This window comes from Flavobacterium sp. LC2016-13 (assembly GCF_009707955.1).
Classification (GTDB): Bacteria; Bacteroidota; Bacteroidia; order Flavobacteriales; family Flavobacteriaceae; genus Flavobacterium.
Map to the genome: position 1 here is coordinate 312,629 of NZ_WMDQ01000001.1, position 19,010 is coordinate 331,638.

At 33.8% G+C, this 19,010-nt stretch carries 17 protein-coding genes; 14 read left to right on the top strand and 3 right to left on the bottom strand.

Features of this window, described 5'->3' with window-relative positions; genetic code table 11:
• The first annotated feature begins 93 nt into the window (after positions 1–93).
• From GKZ86_RS01400 to GKZ86_RS01410, 3 genes are read left to right on the top strand one after another with little or no spacing between them, the layout of a single operon-like run.
• Positions 94–1,146, top strand: a complete 1,053-nt coding sequence (locus tag GKZ86_RS01400; protein ID WP_154781346.1) for a sensor histidine kinase — start codon at positions 94–96, stop codon at positions 1,144–1,146.
• Positions 1,147–1,167: 21 nt separating this feature from the next.
• Positions 1,168–2,334, top strand: coding sequence for an alpha/beta fold hydrolase (locus tag GKZ86_RS01405; protein ID WP_154781347.1), 1,167 nt, complete (start codon positions 1,168–1,170; stop codon positions 2,332–2,334).
• Between the two features lie 38 nt (positions 2,335–2,372).
• Complete coding sequence (locus tag GKZ86_RS01410; protein ID WP_154781348.1) at positions 2,373–3,077, top strand: LytTR family DNA-binding domain-containing protein; 705 nt, start codon at positions 2,373–2,375, stop codon at positions 3,075–3,077.
• Between the two features lie 91 nt (positions 3,078–3,168).
• On the opposite strand, the gene rsmG is transcribed toward GKZ86_RS01410, so the two are convergent.
• Positions 3,169–3,798, bottom strand: coding sequence for a 16S rRNA (guanine(527)-N(7))-methyltransferase RsmG (gene rsmG, locus GKZ86_RS01415; RefSeq protein WP_154781349.1), 630 nt, complete (start codon positions 3,796–3,798; stop codon positions 3,169–3,171).
• A gap of 107 nt (positions 3,799–3,905) precedes the next feature.
• On the opposite strand from rsmG, the gene GKZ86_RS01420 reads away from it, so the two are divergent.
• From GKZ86_RS01420 to GKZ86_RS01450, 7 genes are all read left to right on the top strand, one after another.
• Positions 3,906–5,000 carry an acyl-CoA desaturase gene (locus GKZ86_RS01420; RefSeq protein WP_154781350.1) on the top strand — a complete coding sequence of 365 codons (1,095 nt, stop codon included), beginning with the start codon at positions 3,906–3,908 and terminating at the stop codon, positions 4,998–5,000.
• Positions 5,001–5,064: 64 nt separating this feature from the next.
• Entirely contained in the window at positions 5,065–6,255 is a 1,191-nt protein-coding gene (locus GKZ86_RS01425; RefSeq protein WP_154781351.1) for a pyridoxal phosphate-dependent aminotransferase, read from the top strand.
• Between the two features lie 316 nt (positions 6,256–6,571).
• Positions 6,572–7,030 carry a PA2169 family four-helix-bundle protein gene (locus GKZ86_RS01430; protein ID WP_154781352.1) on the top strand — a complete coding sequence of 153 codons (459 nt, stop codon included), beginning with the start codon at positions 6,572–6,574 and terminating at the stop codon, positions 7,028–7,030.
• A 243-nt stretch (positions 7,031–7,273) separates the two neighbouring features.
• Positions 7,274–9,148 (top strand): U32 family peptidase, encoded by a 1,875-nt coding sequence (locus GKZ86_RS01435; protein WP_154781353.1) that lies wholly within the window; start codon positions 7,274–7,276, stop codon positions 9,146–9,148.
• A gap of 574 nt (positions 9,149–9,722) precedes the next feature.
• Positions 9,723–10,883: a formate-dependent phosphoribosylglycinamide formyltransferase gene (gene purT, locus GKZ86_RS01440; RefSeq protein WP_154781354.1), complete on the top strand. Its 1,161-nt coding sequence runs from the start codon at positions 9,723–9,725 to the stop codon at positions 10,881–10,883.
• 2 nt (positions 10,884–10,885) lie between these two features.
• Positions 10,886–11,203: a DUF6370 family protein gene (locus GKZ86_RS01445; protein WP_154781355.1), complete on the top strand. Its 318-nt coding sequence runs from the start codon at positions 10,886–10,888 to the stop codon at positions 11,201–11,203.
• Positions 11,203–11,778, top strand: coding sequence for a Crp/Fnr family transcriptional regulator (locus GKZ86_RS01450; RefSeq protein WP_154781356.1), 576 nt, complete (start codon positions 11,203–11,205; stop codon positions 11,776–11,778). Before GKZ86_RS01445 ends, GKZ86_RS01450 begins: the two co-directional genes overlap by 1 nt.
• Before the next feature lie 68 nt (positions 11,779–11,846).
• Here GKZ86_RS01450 and aceA read toward each other — a convergent pair whose 3' ends face one another.
• Together aceA and aceB are read right to left on the bottom strand one after the other, a co-directional pair.
• Positions 11,847–13,127 carry an isocitrate lyase gene (gene aceA, locus GKZ86_RS01455; protein ID WP_154781357.1) on the bottom strand — a complete coding sequence of 427 codons (1,281 nt, stop codon included), beginning with the start codon at positions 13,125–13,127 and terminating at the stop codon, positions 11,847–11,849.
• A gap of 201 nt (positions 13,128–13,328) precedes the next feature.
• Entirely contained in the window at positions 13,329–14,930 is a 1,602-nt protein-coding gene (gene aceB / locus GKZ86_RS01460) for a malate synthase A (protein ID WP_154781358.1), read from the bottom strand.
• A 208-nt stretch (positions 14,931–15,138) separates the two neighbouring features.
• On the opposite strand from aceB, the gene GKZ86_RS01465 reads away from it, so the two are divergent.
• The 4 genes from GKZ86_RS01465 to GKZ86_RS01480 all read left to right on the top strand — a co-directional run bounded on the left by GKZ86_RS01465 (position 15,139) and on the right by GKZ86_RS01480 (position 18,920).
• Positions 15,139–16,620 (top strand): helix-turn-helix domain-containing protein, encoded by a 1,482-nt coding sequence (locus GKZ86_RS01465; protein WP_154781359.1) that lies wholly within the window; start codon positions 15,139–15,141, stop codon positions 16,618–16,620.
• 6 nt (positions 16,621–16,626) lie between these two features.
• Positions 16,627–16,989, top strand: a complete 363-nt coding sequence (locus tag GKZ86_RS01470) for a hypothetical protein (RefSeq protein WP_154781360.1) — start codon at positions 16,627–16,629, stop codon at positions 16,987–16,989.
• Positions 16,990–17,517: 528 nt separating this feature from the next.
• On the top strand, positions 17,518–18,234 hold the full coding sequence (locus GKZ86_RS01475) for a pirin family protein (RefSeq protein WP_154781361.1): 717 nt from the start codon (positions 17,518–17,520) through the stop codon (positions 18,232–18,234).
• A 152-nt stretch (positions 18,235–18,386) separates the two neighbouring features.
• Positions 18,387–18,920: a YceI family protein gene (locus tag GKZ86_RS01480; RefSeq protein ID WP_154781362.1), complete on the top strand. Its 534-nt coding sequence runs from the start codon at positions 18,387–18,389 to the stop codon at positions 18,918–18,920.
• The last annotated feature ends 90 nt before the right edge of the window (positions 18,921–19,010 follow it).

Here is a 19,010-nt window from a genome sequence, read left to right on the forward strand (position 1 = left end):
AATAGCATTTTTAGAAGCAAAAACGCATTATTTATAGCTCACAACGAAGCTTACTTCTATATTTTATTATCTTGCCCACAATTAAAATACAATATGGATTTCATCAAAAAAATTGATTTAAAAAGAGTAGCGCTTCACTGTTTATATTGGATTTTCTTTTTATTCTTTTACATATCTAACAAATCTGATAATGAAGGTTCTTACGAATTTACTTTTGTCTATTGCTGGAAAATTGTGGCGCAGGCAATATTTGGATACGGTTTGATTTATTGGATTATTCCTGAAACTTTAAATAAAAAGAAATATTTACTTTTTTTAATTTCCAGCATAGGTTGGCTGTATTTTGTCTTTGCGCTATTAATGACTTTAAAATATTATTATCTCGAACCAAAATTCCCTGGTTTCTTTGATGATTGGCTTGGGCATAAAATGACGGTTCCTGAAAGACTGACTTCTTTCAAATTGATATTAAGAGAATTCTCTTTTATTACTTATCCGGTTATTATTTTGGGTTTTATAAGTTTTAACCGAAAGCAACAACGCCTTTTGAAACTGGAAGAAGAAAAAAAATCAATGGAGTTAAAGGTTTTAAAAAACCAGTTAAATCCTCATTTTCTATTTAATACGCTAAATAATTTATACACTTTAACTTTAAAAAAGGATGATAAAGCACCTGAAGTTATTGCCAAATTATCTGAAATTTTAGATTTTGTTTTATACCGCTGCAACGAGGATTATGTTTCTATTGAAAAAGAAATTACACTTATCGAGAATTATATTTCGCTGGAAAAGCTTCGTTATAATGAAAACAGATTAGATATTTTGTTTACCAAAGACATTCAGGAAAGTAATAAAATTTCTCCTTTAATTATATTGACTTTTATAGAAAATGCTTTTAAACACGGCGTAGTTAATGAAACCGAAAAAGCAATAATTCGGTTGAATTTAGAAAGTAAAAAACAACAAATCATTTTTAGTATTGAGAATACAAAACCACAAAATGAATTGGCAAGAACTTCAGACAAATCTAAAATTGGTTTAGAAAATGTTCGAAAACAATTGGATTTGCTGTATCCTAAAAAGCATCAATTAGAGATTGAAGAAACGCAAACGAACTATACTGTTAAACTTTATTTTACTACTTAAACTCATTATCCTTTTCAACTTATGAAGAAACATTTAATACATTTCTTTTTCGTTTGTTCTTTTATTTCAGCAAATAGTCAATCTAAAACTTTAGATACGTTGATCGATGTTGGAAATCATAAATTGCATTTCAAAATTGTAAAAGGCAAAGGAATGCCAATACTTTTTGATGCTGGCGGCGGAAACAATGGTTCAGTTTGGAACTCAATTCTTGATAAAACTTCCAACATTACAAATGCAACTCTTATTACGTACGATCGTGCCGGTTTTGGTACAAGTACAATTGATACTTTACAAACGGACGAATCTAAACATGGTATTATAAGCAGTATCGAAGATTTAGAAATTGGATTGAAAAAATTGGGTTATGATAAAGAAATTCTCTTGGTTTCTCATTCTTATGGAGGTTATCTTTCGTCGCTTTATGCTGCCAGACATCCCAAATTAGTGAAAGGTATTGTACTTATTGATGTGAATCACAATTATTTTGAAGATGGCGTTATCGAAAAGGAACTAATCAAACAAGAAAAATTGATTCCACAATGGAAGAAAAACAATAAAGGCACTTATTATATGTCGGCAACTATTCTTGAAACCGTCAAAATAATGAGTAAAATAACAATTCCTCAAAGTATTCCGGTTGTTGATTTCGTGAACGGAATTCCTTTCTTAAAAACGACCGAAGACATCGAACGCTGGAAAGAATGCCATAGAAAATTTGTAGCCAATAATCCGAATGTTACAGGTATTACAGCAAATGATTGCGGTCATGCTATTTGGATCGGAAATCCGCCTTTGGTCATTAATTCAATAGCAAAATTGTACGCCAATGCTTCTAAACAAAAAGCAGAAATTTTAGATCGCGCTTTACAATATTCAATAACGGCTTGCAATGAAGAAAAAGCTGAGGTTTTGGCTTTTAATAATTCTGAAGATGATCTGAATACTTGGGGTTATCAATTATTAGGAAAAAATGAAACTCAAAAAGCAGCAGAAGTTTTTAAACTTAATATGCTTTTAAATCCTGCAAGTGCAAATGTTTATGATAGTTATGGCGAGATTCTTTTAAAAACAAATCAAAAAGAAGAAGCTATAAAAATGTATAAAAAATCGATCGAACTGAATCCTGAAAATAAAAATGCTAAAGAAGTTTTGGAAAGAATAACAAAAGACAACTCAAAACCTTAAATTAGATTTTTAGAATTAAAATATTTATTCTTTTTTGAATGAAATACAAATGCATTATCGTTGATGACGAACCTTTGGCGAGAGAATTAATTGCTTCTCATTTGGTAAATTTCGAGAGTTTCGAATTGATCGATTCTTTCGAAAATGCACTAAAAGCATATACTTTTTTAGAAACAAATACGGTCGATTTGATTTTTTTAGATATCGAAATGCCTTTATTAAAAGGGAATGATTTCTTGAAAAAACTTAAAAATCCGCCTAAAGTAATTTTTACAACCGCTTATAGAGAATATGCGATAGAAGGTTATGAACTCAACGTAATTGATTACCTTTTAAAACCAATTACGTTTGATCGTTTTTTTGTTTCGATAGAAAAATTCAAACAATTGCAAACGCCACAAAAGGAAATAAAACCAATTAATGAAAATCATATTTTTGTAACCAGCGGAAGTAAAAATATCAAAATTGTATTTGATGAAATTTTATATGTCGAAAGCCTCAAAGATTATATTACGATTCATCTCGAAAACGGAAAATCACATCATATCAAACAAAATATTTCTGTTTTTGAAAAACTATTAGATTCTAATTTTGTTAGAATTCATCGTTCTTTCATTATTCAAACCAAAAAACTAACGGCATATTCTAAAAATGAAGTCGAAATAAATACTATTGAAATTCCAATTGGAAATAGTTACAAAGAAAACTGGCTGAATCATTTAGATCATAATATTCTGCAATAAAAAAATCCGAATCTTAATAAGATTCGGATTTTTTTTATATTCAAAGATTTTCAACCTGAAACGTGAAACAATTTCAAAATTGAAATAATAATTAAACCTGAAACTTCAAAGGCAAATGCACGACTTTTTTAGTTTCAAAAAACTCATCTTCAAAAATTGTAGATAAATCGTATAAAGTTGCTTTTGGAAAATCCTTTAATTCTTCGGCTAAATCTCCACCTTTAAGATACAGAATTCCGTTTTTCAAAGTATGTTTATGCTGTTTCTTGATTTTACCTTTTACCCAGGAAACAAAATCCGGCATATTGGTTACGGCACGACTTACAATAAAGTCAAAATCTCCTTTTACCAATTCAGCACGCTTTTGTTCTGCTTTTACATTTTTCAATTCTAATGCGTCAACAACGCCCTGAACTACTTTTATTTTTTTGGCAATAACATCAATTAAATAAAAACGCGTTTCCGGAAAAAGAATCGCCAAAGGTATTCCTGGAAATCCGCCTCCGGTTCCAACATCAAGAACAAATGTTCCCGGTTCAAACTTCATGATTTTTGCAATTCCAAGCGAATGCAAAATGTGTTTTGTATATAAGGCATCAATATCTTTACGTGAAATGACATTGATTTTTTCATTCCAATCGTGGTATAAAAAGTCTAATTTTTGAAATTGTTCAATTTGAATCTCCGTCAAATCAGGAAAATATTTCAATATCTCATCCATTGCTGTAATTTTTTAACAAAAGTACTACTTTACAGTTGAAATATTTAACTCAATTTTGCAAATTGAAAATTTATAATAATTACCTTTGAAAACTATTTAAATTAATTATGAATAACACTGCGCCTACATTTGCTAAGCAAGACAATCTGAAGTTCTTCAGAACACTTAACTCACGAGTAAACAATTACTTCAAGGAGAATAATATTCAGAAAACCGGAAACTGGAAGCTGCACTTAAAAGCAGTTATTCTGTTTGCTGTTTTCCTGACGCCTTATTTTTTGATCTTGACGCTTGACATGCCGTTCTGGGCACAATTGTTATTGAACATTTTAATGGGTGTTGGAATGGCCGGAATTGGAATGAATGTTATGCACGACGGTAACCACGGATCTTACTCTTCAAAATCCTGGATTAACAATATTATGGGTGGAAGCATCTATGTTTTAGCCGGAAACGTACACAACTGGCAAGTACAACACAATGTATTACACCATACTTATACAAATATTCACGGTCATGATGAAGATCTTGATGCAGGAAGAATTATTCGTTTTACACAAAATGCTGAATGGCACCGTTTTCATAAATTTCAACATTACTATTCTTTCTTTTTATACGGACTATTGACTTTCAATTGGGCTTTAACAACCGATTTTAAACAAATGAAAGGGTATTTAAAAAGAAAATTATCTTACGGAACTCCTCAAAGTCCAGCTAAATTATGGACTGTTTTGGTAATCACAAAAATAATCTATGTTATCATCTGGATGGTTTTACCAATGGTTCTTGGTGTAACATGGTGGAAAGTTGTTGTTGGATTTTTCGTAATGCATTATGTTGCAGGATTAATTTTGAGTATTGTTTTTCAACTAGCACACGTTGTTGAAGAAACTTCAAATCCGGTTCCGAATGAAGAAGGAGAAATGGAAAATACATGGGCAATTCACCAATTGTATACAACTGCTAATTTTGCTCCAAAAAACAAAATTGTAAACTGGTTTACCGGAGGATTAAACCACCAAATCGAACACCACATTTTTCCAAATATCAGCCACATCCATTACGGAAAAATTGCTGAAATCGTAAAACAAACCGCAAAAGAATGCAACTTGCCTTACCATGAATTTAAAACCATGAGAGGTGCTGTTATTGCACATTACAAGCATTTGAAAGATCTTGGAATAAAACCCGAACTAGCATAAAAATCTATTAATAATTAACCTTCCTTAATTAAAGTTGAAATTAAGGACATTCAAAAATTTTATAATGAATCATATTCTTTCAGACAGAATCAACAACTTAGCAACATCACAAACTTTAGCAATGGCTGCTTTGGCACGTGAGTTAAAATCACAAGGAAAAGACATTATCAGTTTAAGTTTAGGTGAGCCTGACTTTAATACACCCGATTTTATTAAAGAAGCTGTTAAAAAAGCAGTTGACGAAAATTACAGCACATATTCTCCGGTAGAAGGTTATTTAGAATTGAGAGAAGCAATTTGCAGAAAATTTAAAAGAGACAATGATTTAGATTATAAACCAACTCAAATTGTAGTTTCTACAGGAGCAAAACAATCTTTATACAACATTGCACAAGTAATGTTAAACGATGGCGACGAAGTTATTTTACCAGCGCCATACTGGGTTTCTTATTTTGAAATCGTAAAGCTTTCAGGCGGAGTTCCGGTAGAAGTTCCAACATCAGTAGATACTGATTTCAAAATTACACCAGCACAATTAGAAGCTGCAATTACACCAAAAACAAAAATGATGTGGTTCAGTTCTCCTTGTAACCCATCCGGATCTGTATACAGCAGAGAAGAATTAACAGCTCTTGCAAAAGTTTTAGAAAAACATCCAAATATATATGTTGTTGCCGATGAGATTTATGAGCATATTAATTTCTCAGGAACTTTCTGCAGCATCGGTTCTATCCCGGGAATGTTCGAAAGAACCATTACTGTAAACGGAGTTGCAAAAGCATTTGCAATGACAGGATACAGAATTGGTTATATTGGAGCTCCGGAATTTATCGCAAAAGCGTGTACAAAAATTCAGGGACAAGTAACTTCAGGAGCAAATTCTGTTGCACAACGTGCTACAATTACTGCTGTAGATGCTGATCCAAGTGTTTTAAACCACATGGTTAAGGCTTTCCACGAGCGTAGAGATTTAGTAGTTGGGTTATTAAAAGAAATTCCAGGTGTAAAAATCAATGTGCCGGAAGGAGCATTTTATGTTTTCCCTGACGTTTCTTCTTTCTTCGGAAAAACTTTAAAAGGAACTGAAATTAAAGATGCAAACGATTTATCAATGTATCTTCTAGGTGAGGCTAACGTAGCAACCGTAACCGGTGACGCTTTCGGAAATCCAAACTGTATTCGTTTCTCTTATGCAACAAGCAACGATATTTTAAAAGAAGCATTACGCAGAATCAAAGAAGCTTTGGCTGCATAACAATATCAATAATTTTACTAAAACGGCTTAAGGTTTAAAGTTTCATCACTTTATACTTTGAGCTGTTTTTTTTATGGGCTTACTTTGGGCATGTTCGCCGCGACGAATCGGGCTATTCGTTACAAGTCCTCACGCAAAATGGCGTCAAATTATCATTTTAAAAGAAAATCTTCGTCAATCTGTTAAATCTGCGAAACCTTTTTTCCTTTCAAAATTCCCATTCCACAATCTTATAAATCACTACAGTAATTCTGTAAAACGTCAGGCTTCATAAAATCCCATCTTTGTAATATAAATTAATTAAAAAATTATTGTCATGATACATACAGATGAAACCACAAAAGAAGCCGTTAGTACATTAGAAGGATTAATTTCAATTCTTGAAGACGGAAAACTGGGATATACAATTGCTGCTGAACATGTAGAAAGTCCGGCTATAAAAACTGACTTTTTAGATTATGCACGTGAACGCGCCTTATTTATTGTAGAAATTCAGGACGAAATCAATAAACTGGGGAAATCAACCGATACTTCTGGCGGAGGTCCATTAGGAGCTTTACACCGTACATGGATTGATATTAAATCATCATTTACTGGTGGAGATACCGAAGCAATTATCAATGCTTGTATTACCGGAGAAGAAGCCGCTATTGAGAAATACAAAATGGCTTTAGAAAAAAACGAACTTGAATCTAGTCAAATCGCTATTGTTTCAAAACAATTAAATAGCATTCAAACTACTTTGACTAAAATTAAAGCGAAAAAATTGTCTTAATAATTGACATTGTTTTTTTGAGAAGAAAACTATCTGGTTTATTAAAACCGGGTAGTTTTTTTGTTTTAATGCAATTCATATTTAAAGCGGATTAAAATCGGTTGAAAGCAAGATAAAACACAATCATTCCATATTAAGTTAACAATTTCAAAAAAATCCCTCCATCATTAGCAAACTAGAAATAATTATAAGAACTTTGCAAACTTTTTTCCGTGAATACCACCGAAGGCTAAAGTTTTAGAAATGAAGAAGAAAATCGAAATACTAGCTCCAGCAAAAGACTTAATTGGAGGAATGGCAGCCATAAATAGTGGAGCCGATGCCGTTTATATTGGAGCACCTCAATTTGGTGCACGATCTAATGCCAACAACTCTATTGAAGATGTCGCTGCATTAGTACAATATGCACATTTATTTAACGCTCAGGTTTTTGTTGTTATGAATACAATTCTATACGACAACGAACTTGAAACTTGTCGTTCAATGATCTGGGAGTTATATGATATTGGTGTCGATGCCTTAATCATTCAGGATATGGCGATTATGGAAATGGACTTACCTCCTATCGTACTTCACGCCAGCACACAAGCCAATAATCGTGACGCTGATAAAATTAAATTTCTTAAAGATGCCGGAATCAAACGTGTGGTTTTAGCCCGAGAATTAAACCTGCATCAAATTAAAACGATTTACGACCACGCCGATGTTGAGTTAGAATTCTTCGTAACCGGAGCTTTATGTGTATCATTCAGTGGAAACTGTTATATGAGTGTAGCCAACGGAGAACGAAGTGCAAACCGTGGTTCTTGTGCACAAAACTGTCGTTTACCTTATAACTTAATCGACGGAAACGGAGAAACTTTAATCAAAAACAGTCACTTACTTTCTATTAAAGATTTAGATATTTCAGATCAAATTCCAAATTTAATTGAAGCCGGAATTGTTTCTTTTAAAATTGAAGGCCGATTAAAAGATGTTGTTTACGTAAAAAATAACGTTTCTTATTTACGCCAGAAATTAGACAGCTTTTTAGAAGCCGAAGGAAATGACAAATACATGAAAGCTTCTTCTGGAAAATGTACGTATACTTTTGATTCTTCTTTAAACAGAACTTTCAACCGCGGTTATACCGATTATTTTGTAAACGAAAGACACAGCTCTATTGGTTCTTGGGAAAGCCCAAAATCAAAAGGTCAATATATTGGTAAACTGGTTAGAACTGTTGGAAACGCTTACGAAATCGAAAACGGCGAATTCTTAAACAACGGCGACGGACTTTGTTTCATCAACGAAAACAACGAAGCTGATGGAATTTACGTAAACAAAGCTGAAAACGGTAAAATATATCCGAATGTTCTAAAAGAAATAAAAGACGGAACTTTTATCTACAGAAATAATGACGCCGCTTTTATCAAAATAGTAGAAAGAGAAGATAGTGCAGTTCGAAAAATCAGCACGACTTTATTACTTACCGAAAATGAAACCGGCTTCGAATTAATCGCAACCGATGAAGACGGAAATGTAAGTATTGTAAATTTAGAACACTCTAAAGAACAAACTAAAACCGGCGAATCAATCGAAGAAAATATTAAAACGCAATTGGCAAAAACAGGTTTTACACCTTATACAGCTGATGAAATTAACGTAATGTTTTCTCAAAACTGGTTCCTTCCTATTTCAAAAATCAACGAAATGCGAAGAACGGTTTACGATCAGTTGACGGAAATTCGTTTGGCTAATTACAAACGTGAGGAACACCAAATGGTAAAAACATCGCATCCGTATCCTGAAACCAAATTAGATTTCATGTACAACGTTTCGAACAAAACGGCACGTAAATTCTACGAACGCCATGGTGTAACAGAAATCGAAAAAGCATTCGAATTACAATGGGATCCGGGAAAATCTCGTGTAATGACAACCAAATATTGCATAAAATACGAATTAAAAAAATGTCCGATACACCAAAAAGACATAGTAGGTGTTAAGGTAAAAGAACCATTGGTATTAAAACAAGGCGAATTAGAATACAAACTAAAATTCAACTGTAAGCCTTGTGAAATGGAAATTTGGGAAAAAGATGCTGAATTCGAAATTGAAGAAGATCATTTTCATTAATATACAAAACCGATACTTTTAAGTGTCGGTTTTTTTATTTTGGGCGTGTTCGCCGAAAAAGGCGAACCGGGCTATCCGTTACAAGTCCTCGCACTTCCTTCGTCAGGCTGTGGGCTTTCCACTTCTATCCCTCACGCAAATCACAAAACGAGAAAAATTCATTTAAAAAAGAATGTCATCCTGAGCGAAGTCGAAAACCTATTATCACAAAAGGTCTTCGACTTCGTTCAAACTGACAATTAGAAAAAATCCCAAAAATGAATTGCCTTCAGCTTTAGCTGGAGGTTAAAAATAAATTTCATTATTCGGCTTTAGCCAAAAAATAAGAATTTTGGCTAAAGCCCTTAACTAAATCAACATAGCTCCCTCCAGCTAAAGCTGGAGGCAATTCAACCTAAAAAAATAAAACTTCGCGTTCTTTGCGTAATTCTTTGTGAACTTTGCGGTTAAATATAAATTGCGTAGACGCACTGCAGTGCGCCTCTACACTAATACATATAAATAGAACTTTGCGGTTAAAAACATTTTTCGTTACTTTTACGATTCCATTATTTTCCAAAATTTCAAATATCCTATGAAAATACTACTCCTGGGTTCAGGCGAATTAGGCAAAGAATTTGTCATTGCCGCACAACGAATCGGACAAACCATAATCGCTGTTGATAGTTACGAAAATGCACCGGCAATGCAAGTTGCACACGATTTTGAAGTCATTAATATGCTTGACGGTGAAGCTCTTGACAGAATCGTAGCCAAACACAAACCAGATTTTATAGTTCCTGAAATAGAAGCCATTCGCACCGAACGTTTTTATGATTACGAAAAACAAGGAATTACGGTTGTTCCTTCGGCGAAAGCAGCAAACTTTACAATGAACCGTAAAGCTATTCGTGATTTAGCTTCAAAAGAATTAGGTTTAAAAACGGCTAAATATCAATATGCAACTTCGGCAGAAGAACTACAAAAAGCCGTTCAGGAAGTTGGAATTCCGTGTGTGGTAAAACCTTTAATGTCTTCATCAGGAAAAGGACAATCGACGATAAAAACAGAAAGTGATATTGAAAAAGCGTGGCAATATGCTGTTGCAGGTTCCCGTGGCGATGTTATAGAAGTTATTGTTGAAGCTTTTGTAGATTTCAATTCAGAAATTACACTTTTAACGATTACTCAAAATAATAATCCAACGTTGTTTTGTGCTCCAATTGGTCACAGACAAGAGCGTGGCGATTACCAGGAAAGCTGGCAGCCGGCTTTGGTTTCTGAAAAAGATTTATACGAAGCTCAGGATATGGCCGAAAAAATAACGGAAGCACTTGGCGGAGCCGGGCTTTTTGGTGTTGAATTTTTCTTAACCAATGAAGGTGTTTATTTCTCTGAACTTTCTCCTCGCCCACACGATACCGGAATGGTAACTTTGGCCGGAACTCAGAATTTTAATGAATTCGAATTGCATTTACGCGCCATTTTAAGTCTTCCAATTTTCGAAATTACTTTAGAAAAAGCCGGAGCAAGTGCCGTAATTTTAGCATCAGAAGATTCTACAAATCCTACTTTTAGCGGAATCGAAAAGGTAGCTGCTTTACCAAAAACTGATTTCAGGATTTTTGGTAAACCAACTTCAAGACCTTATCGCCGAATGGGTGTTGTTTTAAGTTATGATTCATTATCAACTCCAATCGAAGAAATTGTAGAACGTGCCAAAACAACTTCAAAATTAATTACTGTAAATTCTTAAAAATGAAAAAAATAATATTGTTAGCATTTCTTTTTATTGGAATTGCAATGCAGGCTCAAGACAAAAAAATAATTGACAAACCACAAATTGTAGAAGCTTCTTGCGGAGAATGCCAATTTGGAATGAAAGGAAAAAGTTGTGATTTAGCTGTTCGCATTGAGGGAAAAACTTATTTTGTCGACGGAACAACGATTCATGATCACGGTGACGCGCATGCCGAAGATGGTTTTTGCAACGCCATTAGAAAAGCTTCTGTAACCGGAACGATAGAAAATAATCGTTTTAAAGCAACTTCATTCACTTTGATAAAAGAAAAATAATGGAGTTAATTCTTGAAAACATTGCCAAACACGTTTCACTAACGCCTGAAGAACAAGCTCATTTTTTATCGAAATTAGAAACGAACACATACAAAGCCAAAACCATTTTATTAAATGCGGGCGAAGTTTGCAAACATTCATATTTTGTAAATTCCGGAATTTTAAGAAGCTTTAATATCAACGATAATATTGTTGAACATGTTTTAGCGTTTGCTTGTCAAGGCTGGTGGATGAGTGATATGTACAGTTTTTTTTCGCAAAAACCGGGACAGCTATTTATTGAAGTTTTAGAAGATTCCGAAATCGTTTCATTATCTAAAGAAAATCAGGAACAATTATATCTTGATATTCCGAAATTAGAGCGTTTTTTCAGGATTTTAATCGAAAATTCATTGGTTGCGAATCAACAACGTTTAATGGATAATTTGAGTTTGCCAGCCGAAGAACGATTCGATAAATTCACTAAGAAATACGGAACGTTAGTCCATAAAGTTCCTCAAAAACAAATTGCGTCTTTCATTGGCGTTACACCTGAATTTTTCAGCAAAATGAAAGCTCGGCTTTTGAAAAAATAAGATTTTCCGCCACGAATTCACGAATTATTTTTGACAATAAAAATTCGTGAATTCGTGGCGGAAAAAATTTAAAATTGCTCAACCTCCGTAGAATGTTTCATTGCTGTTATGGTTGATTTCCCAATCATTACCGTATTCTGAACGGCATCAAAATAAGAAGTTCCAACAAAAGCCTGATGTTTTACGGCTCTGAAACCGTTTTTCTGCAAAGCAAATTCTCTTTCCTGCAATTCAGAATAACCTGCCATTCCGCGTTCTTTATACGCTTTAGACAATTCAAACATACTTGTATTCAAGGCATGGAAACCTGCTAAAGTAATGAACTGAAATTTATATCCCATTGCTGCTAAATCTTCTCTAAAAGTCTCCATTTCGGCAACTGATAATTTTGCAGCCCAGTTAAAAGAAGGCGAACAATTGTAAGCCAGCATTTTATCCGGAAATTCTTTTTTCATCGCATCAGCAAACTTTTTAGCATAAACCAAATCCGGATTACTGGTTTCCATCCAGATTAAATCAGCATAAGGCGCGTAACTTAAACCTCTTGCAATTCCCTGATCGATACCATTTTTTACGTAGAAAAAACCTTCGTTTGTTTTTTCGCCTGTAATAAATTTAGCATCTCTTGGATCAGCATCGCTCGTTAATAAATTAGCAGCATCAGCATCTGTTCTGGCAACGATTAAAGTAGAAACACCCATAACATCTGATGCTAAACGCGCTGCAATCAGTTTATTGATTGCTTCCTGAGTTGGTACCAAAACTTTTCCGCCCAAGTGTCCGCACTTTTTCGCAGAACTTAATTGGTCTTCAAAATGAACTCCTGAAGCTCCGGCTTCAATCATTGATTTCATTAGTTCGAAAGCATTTAGGTTTCCCCCAAAACCTGCTTCGGCATCAGCCACAATCGGAACTAAATAATCTTTTTTATCTTCAACTCCGTTTACAGTCTGAATCTGATCAGCACGTAACAGAGCATTGTTTATTTTTTTTACAACCATCGGCACGCTATTTACCGGATAAAGCGATTGATCAGGATACATTTCTCCTGCCAAATTTGCATCGGCAGCCACTTGCCATCCGCTCAAATAAATTGCTTCTAAACCGGCATCGACTTCCTGAATCGCCTGATTTCCTGTCAACGCGCCCAACCCAGCAACATAATCCTGATTTTTTAACTTTCTCCATAATTTTTGCGCTCCCATTTTGGCAATAGAATGCTCAATTTGATAGGAACCCTGAAGCGTAACTACTTCTGTAGCAGTGTAAGGGCGTTCAACACCTTTCCATCTTGGGTTCGTAATCCAATCGTTAATCAATTCCTGAATTCTGTCTTCTGTTGTTTTCATAAATAGTTTAAGTTAAAGTGGTTAGTAAGTAATAGTATTCAGTTCACAGTTAAAAATGCTCAGTTTTAACTGGACTTATTTTTGTATTATTAAAAAATCTGCTTAGATTTTTTTAACTCTCATTTTATCTGCCTGATCTGCTAAATCTGCGTGAAAAAATTATTCGCCCGCAGATCTTGCAGATTAAGCGGATTTTTTTTCTTATAAATATTTGTAGCAAGGAATCGTCAAAAAGTCAACGAAATCAGGATTCACAACCAATCGTTCCAGAACTTTTTCAGCCAAAGGAAATTGCCTTTTTTCGTGATTTTCCTCTCCTAATTCGTCTTTAATTTTCCTGAATTCATCTAAAGCCAATTCGTGATAATAAGCCAAATCTAATTTTCTGCCATTATCCAAAACCACTTTATTCTGAAGCCATTGCCACAATTGCGATCTCGAAATTTCGGCAGTTGCAGCGTCTTCCATCAAATTATGCAATGCTGCAGCGCCTTGTCCGTTTAGCCATGAAGCCAAATACAAAATCCCAACATTAATGTTTTTTCGAACGCCATTTTCAGTTATGATTCCAATTGGTGGCTCAATCAAATCTTCTTCTGTTATTTTACGATGTTCTCTTTTTATGTGAATTTGATTTGGAGTTGGCATTCCTTTATCAAAAATTTCTTTTGCTATTGAAACCAAATCCGGATGCGCAACCCAGGTTCCGTCATGACCATTTCGAACTTCACGTTCTTTATCTGTTTTTACTTTTGCAAAAGCAACAGTATTCGCTTCTTCATTATTTTTAATCGGAATTTGAGCTGCCATTCCGCCAATCGCATGAATTCCTCGTTTATGACATCTTTGAATCACCAAATTCGAATAGGCATTCATGAAAGGCGAAGTCATATTTACCTGATCGCGATCCGGAACAATGAATTTTGGATTTTTTCTAAATTTCTTGATATAAGAGAAAATATAATCCCAACGTCCGCAATTCAAACCAACGATATGTTCTTTCAATTCATAAATAATTTCATCCAATTGAAAACTTGCTGTTATGGTTTCAATTAAAACTGTCACTTTTATCGTTCCTCGTTTTAATTTCAAATAATCCTCGCTAAAATCAATTACATTGTTCCACCAACGCGCTTCGAGATAATGTTCTAATTTTGGAATGTAGAAATAGGGTCCGGAATTATTTTCCTGCAATTTTTTATGATTATGGAAAACATACAATCCAAAATCTACCAAAGAACCCGAAACTTCATTTCCTTCAACCAAAAGATGTTTTTCTGTTAAATGCAATCCTCTTGGGCGAACAATCAAAGTCGCTATTTTTTCATTTAACTGATAACTTTTGTTTTTAAGTTCATCTGTATAAGAAATCGTTTTGTTTACAGCATCAATTAAATTCACTTGTCCATCCATCAGATTTTGCCAGGTTGGAGAAGTACTGTCTTCAAAATCAGCCATAAAAGTTTTTGCTCCTGAATTCAAGGCATTGATAATCATTTTACGATCAACCGGTCCGGTAATCTCCACTCTTCTGTCCAACAAATCTTTCGGAATTTCTCCAGCTGTCCAATTACTTTCTCTGACGTTTTTGGTTTCTGAAGGAAAAGATGGCATGACGCCCTGATCAAAAGCGGTTTGTTTTTGTTCTCGTTGTAACAATAACAATTTTCGTTGCGATTCGAATTTTCGATGCAAATCAGTTATAAACGCAACTGCTTCTTCCGTCCAAATTGTTGGATAAGAAAGCTTCTTTTCGGCTAAAAATTCCATTGCCGTTTCGGTAATTTCTAATTGGTTTTTCATAGCTGTAAATTTTATTTTTTCATTGATTAGACATATTAATTGTTTATCTCTTTCTATCTTTTTAAAGATGTTTTATGAATAACAACCTCATATCTAATCTGTTTTACACTACAATGTTACAAAAAGTTTTTTACAAAACAAGCGAACGTTCGCTAAATATTGAAAATAATTTTTTGGCGATTATTTTTTAAATGGTTATATTTGATACATGGATATCGAAAAAGACTATATAAAGCTGATATTTGGGTTAAAACTCAAGCAAGTCAGAACTCAAAAAAATCTTTCTCTTTTTGGCTTAGCCAAATTGACAAATCTTTCAAAATCGTACTTAAACGAAATTGAAAAGGGGAAAAAATATCCAAAAACAGATAAAATTTTACTTCTCTGCGAACATTTGGATGTTAGTTACGACCAAATGGTATCTTTAAAACTCGATAATAACCTCGCTCCGATTGGCGAAATCTTAAAATCAGGCATTTTAAAAGAGATTCCGTTAGAACTTTTCGGAATTCAGGAAGCTGATTTAATTGATATTATTGCTAATGCTCCAGCCAAAGTCAATGCCTTTATTAGTACTATTATTGAAATTGCTCAGCATTATAATTTAAGCCGTGAAAGTTTCTTTTTGGCCGCATTACGCTCGTATCAGGAAGCACACAGCAATTATTTTGAAGATTTAGAAGAAAAGGTAATCGCTTTTTCGAAGTCATTTCAGATTAATTTAGATTCTAAAATTAGTATTGAAGAATTAGAAGCTATTTTAAAAGAAGAATACGATTATCAAATTAAAGAAATTGCTTTTACAGATCAGGAAGCTTTGGGCGATTTGCGTTCGATTTATGTTCCAAAAAGTAAAACATTGTTGCTTTCTACAGAAATTGATGATCCGCAGAAAGCTTTTATTTTAGCTAAGGAAATCGCTTATAATTACTTAAAAATCTCAGATCGGTTGTTAACTTTTAGCTGGATCAAATTCGAAAACTTCGATCAGGTTTTGCATAATTTTTACGCTTCTTATTTTGCTGGCGCATTATTGTTGCCGAGACAATTGGTTGTTGATAAAATCAATGATTTCTTAAATAACGAGAAACCAAATCCGGAAGAATTTGTGGCTTTAATTGAAAGTTTTGAAGTTTCGCCTGAATCTTTTTATCAGAGATTGACTAATTTGTTACCGAAAGATTTTCATTTGAAGAATTTGTTCTTTTTGAGAATGTCGCATCCAATTGGTTCTGATGTTTATAAGATAAAAAAAGAACTTCATATTACGAATCAACAAGAACCGCACGCCAACGAAACTAACGAGCATTATTGCAGAAGATGGGTTTCTGTGAAAACTATAGACGAGGCCATCAAACAAAACAAACCTCATTTTTTTGATGCTCAAATTTCAAGTTACGCTCATAGCGGAAATGAATATTTGGTTTTTTCATCGGCGACAAAAGATCCTTTTGTAGAAAATAATATCCGTAGTATTTCTGTTGGAATTTTGATTAATCCAACGATGAAAAAGAAATTCAAATTCATTGAAGGAAAACCTTTAGTTAAGAGAATTGTAGGCGTTACTTGTGAAACTTGCGATGTAAAAGATTGTTTGGAAAGAGCTGCTCCACCAATTGCTTTAGAAAGAAAGAAACGTCATGAGAATACGGATATAGTAGTTCAGCAGTTTATTAATCAGTATAGTTAGAATGTTATGAAATATTTTGTATCAATAATCACTCTCTTTTTTATCAATTTCAACCATCAGGAAAACGATAAACTTATTGGCCGTTATAATTATTTATTAGAAGACTATGGCTTATACATCCAAAAAGACAAAATTACTTTTAAGGACAGTGTTTTTGTTTTTGATAACAAGTATATGCCAAAAGGAAAAATTTCATATGGCAATACAATACTATTGGAGAATTTTATAAATAGAGATTTAATTATAACCATTTCAAAAGATCAAATCAAAAAAGATACTATTCTATTTTATATGCATGATAAGCAAAGTTCTTCTGCAAATTATCTTGACGAGGTAGTAGGAAAAGGCAAATTGATTAGAATTAAATAATTCAGTTTTTAAAGCTTTTAGCACAACCATTCCACGCAATCTTGTCATCCTGAGGAACGAAGGATCACATTCGGAGCTCGACAAAGATTAGTGATTATGCGAATGGAGTTTCTAGTGTGATCCTTCGTTCCTCAGGATGACAAACTGGAACTTTTGAACGTTTGCCTTCAACGTACCCAACAACTTATAAAAATGAATTTTCTAGTTTAGCCCCGATAGAAGTGGAAATCCTTTTGTGGTAATCCCGAAACCTCGGGATGGCACAAAAGATTGAAACGGATAGCGGGACTAGAAGTCTTTTTAAAACCAAAATTTCTGCTCCGGAAAAAACCTTAGAATCTTAGCATCTTAGAACCTCAGAATCTTTAAAAAAACCTTTGAACCTCTGCAACTTTGCGCCTTTGCACCTAAAATCTTAGTCCTTTAAAACCTCAAAAACTCAGCTCCTTAAAGAACTTAATCTAGGTTAAGTGCTTTTCCTTTACCTCGACCGTATCTTTGTACTATAAAATTAATAAAAGAGAAATCATGGAAAATATAGTATTGCACAAAGCAGAAACAAGAGGGAATGCAAATCACGGATGGCTTAATGCTTATCACAGTTTTAGTTTTGCAAGCTGGTACAATCCGGAAAGAATTCAGTTTGGAGCACTTCGTGTTTTGAACGATGACACGATTGCGGGAGGAATGGGATTTGGAACACATCCGCATGATAATATGGAAATCATTACGATTCCTTTAGAAGGCGATTTAGCACACAAAGACAGCATGGGAAATACTGAAATCATCAAAAATGGAGATATTCAGGTTATGAGTGCAGGAACTGGAGTACAACATAGTGAGTTTAACCCAAATGCAGATCAGCAGACTAAATTATTGCAAATCTGGTTGTTTCCAAATAAAAGAAATGTTGATCCACGTTACCAACAAATTACTTTGAATGTTGCTGACAGACACAATAAATTAGCTCAGATCTTATCTCCAAATGCTGATGATGAAGGAGTTTGGATTCACCAAGACGCCTGGTTTAATATGGGGAATTTTGATGCCGGAATTGCAACAGAATATAAAATTAAAAAAGAAGGAAATGGAGTTTACGCTTTCATTTTAAAAGGAAACGTAACGATCAATGGTCAGGAATTAAACACTCGTGATGCGGTTGGAATTTCAGGCACTGATATTTTAAACATCAAAGCAAATACAGACGCGGAATTCTTATTAATGGATATTCCGATGAACTATTAATTCAAACTTTTTCAAACAATAAAAACAAAAAAAACTGATATTCAAAAAGTTACTTCGTTATTTATTTCTTAATCTAGGTTAAGTGCTTAATGAAGACAGTCGAAGTAACTTTGTCCTATCAAAATGAAATTAATTATTTAAAAATAAAAATTATGGCAACTACAAAATGGTCAATTGACCCAACACATTCAGAAATTGGTTTTAAAGTTAAACACATGATGTTTACAAATGTTTCAGGTAAATTTGGAACTTACGATGCAACAATTACTACAGACGGAGATAACTTCGAAAATGCTGCAATCGAATTTTCTGGCGATATCGCTTCTATCGATACTGCAAATGCAGACAGAGACGGTCACTTAAGAAGTGCAGATTTCTTTGACGTTGAAAACAATCCAAAATTAACTTTCAAAGCTTCAACTTTCAAAAAAATTGATGCTGGAGATTATGAAATAACTGGAGATTTAAGCATTAAAGGTGTTACAAAATCTGTAACGTTTCCTGTAGACTTTAGCGGAGTAATGACTGATCCTTGGGGAAATACTAAAGTAGGTTTAAGCATAGAAGGAAAAATCAATCGTAAAGATTGGGGATTAAACTGGAACTCAGCTCTTGAAACTGGTGGAGTTTTAGTAGGCGAAGAAGTTCGTTTAAACATTGAATTACAATTTGCTAAACAAGCATAATTTGTAATATTCTATTTAATTTGGTTGGTTAAAAAGCCTGTACTTGTTGGAAAGTGCAGGCTTTTTTTGTTTGCTATCGCTTGGGCCGTG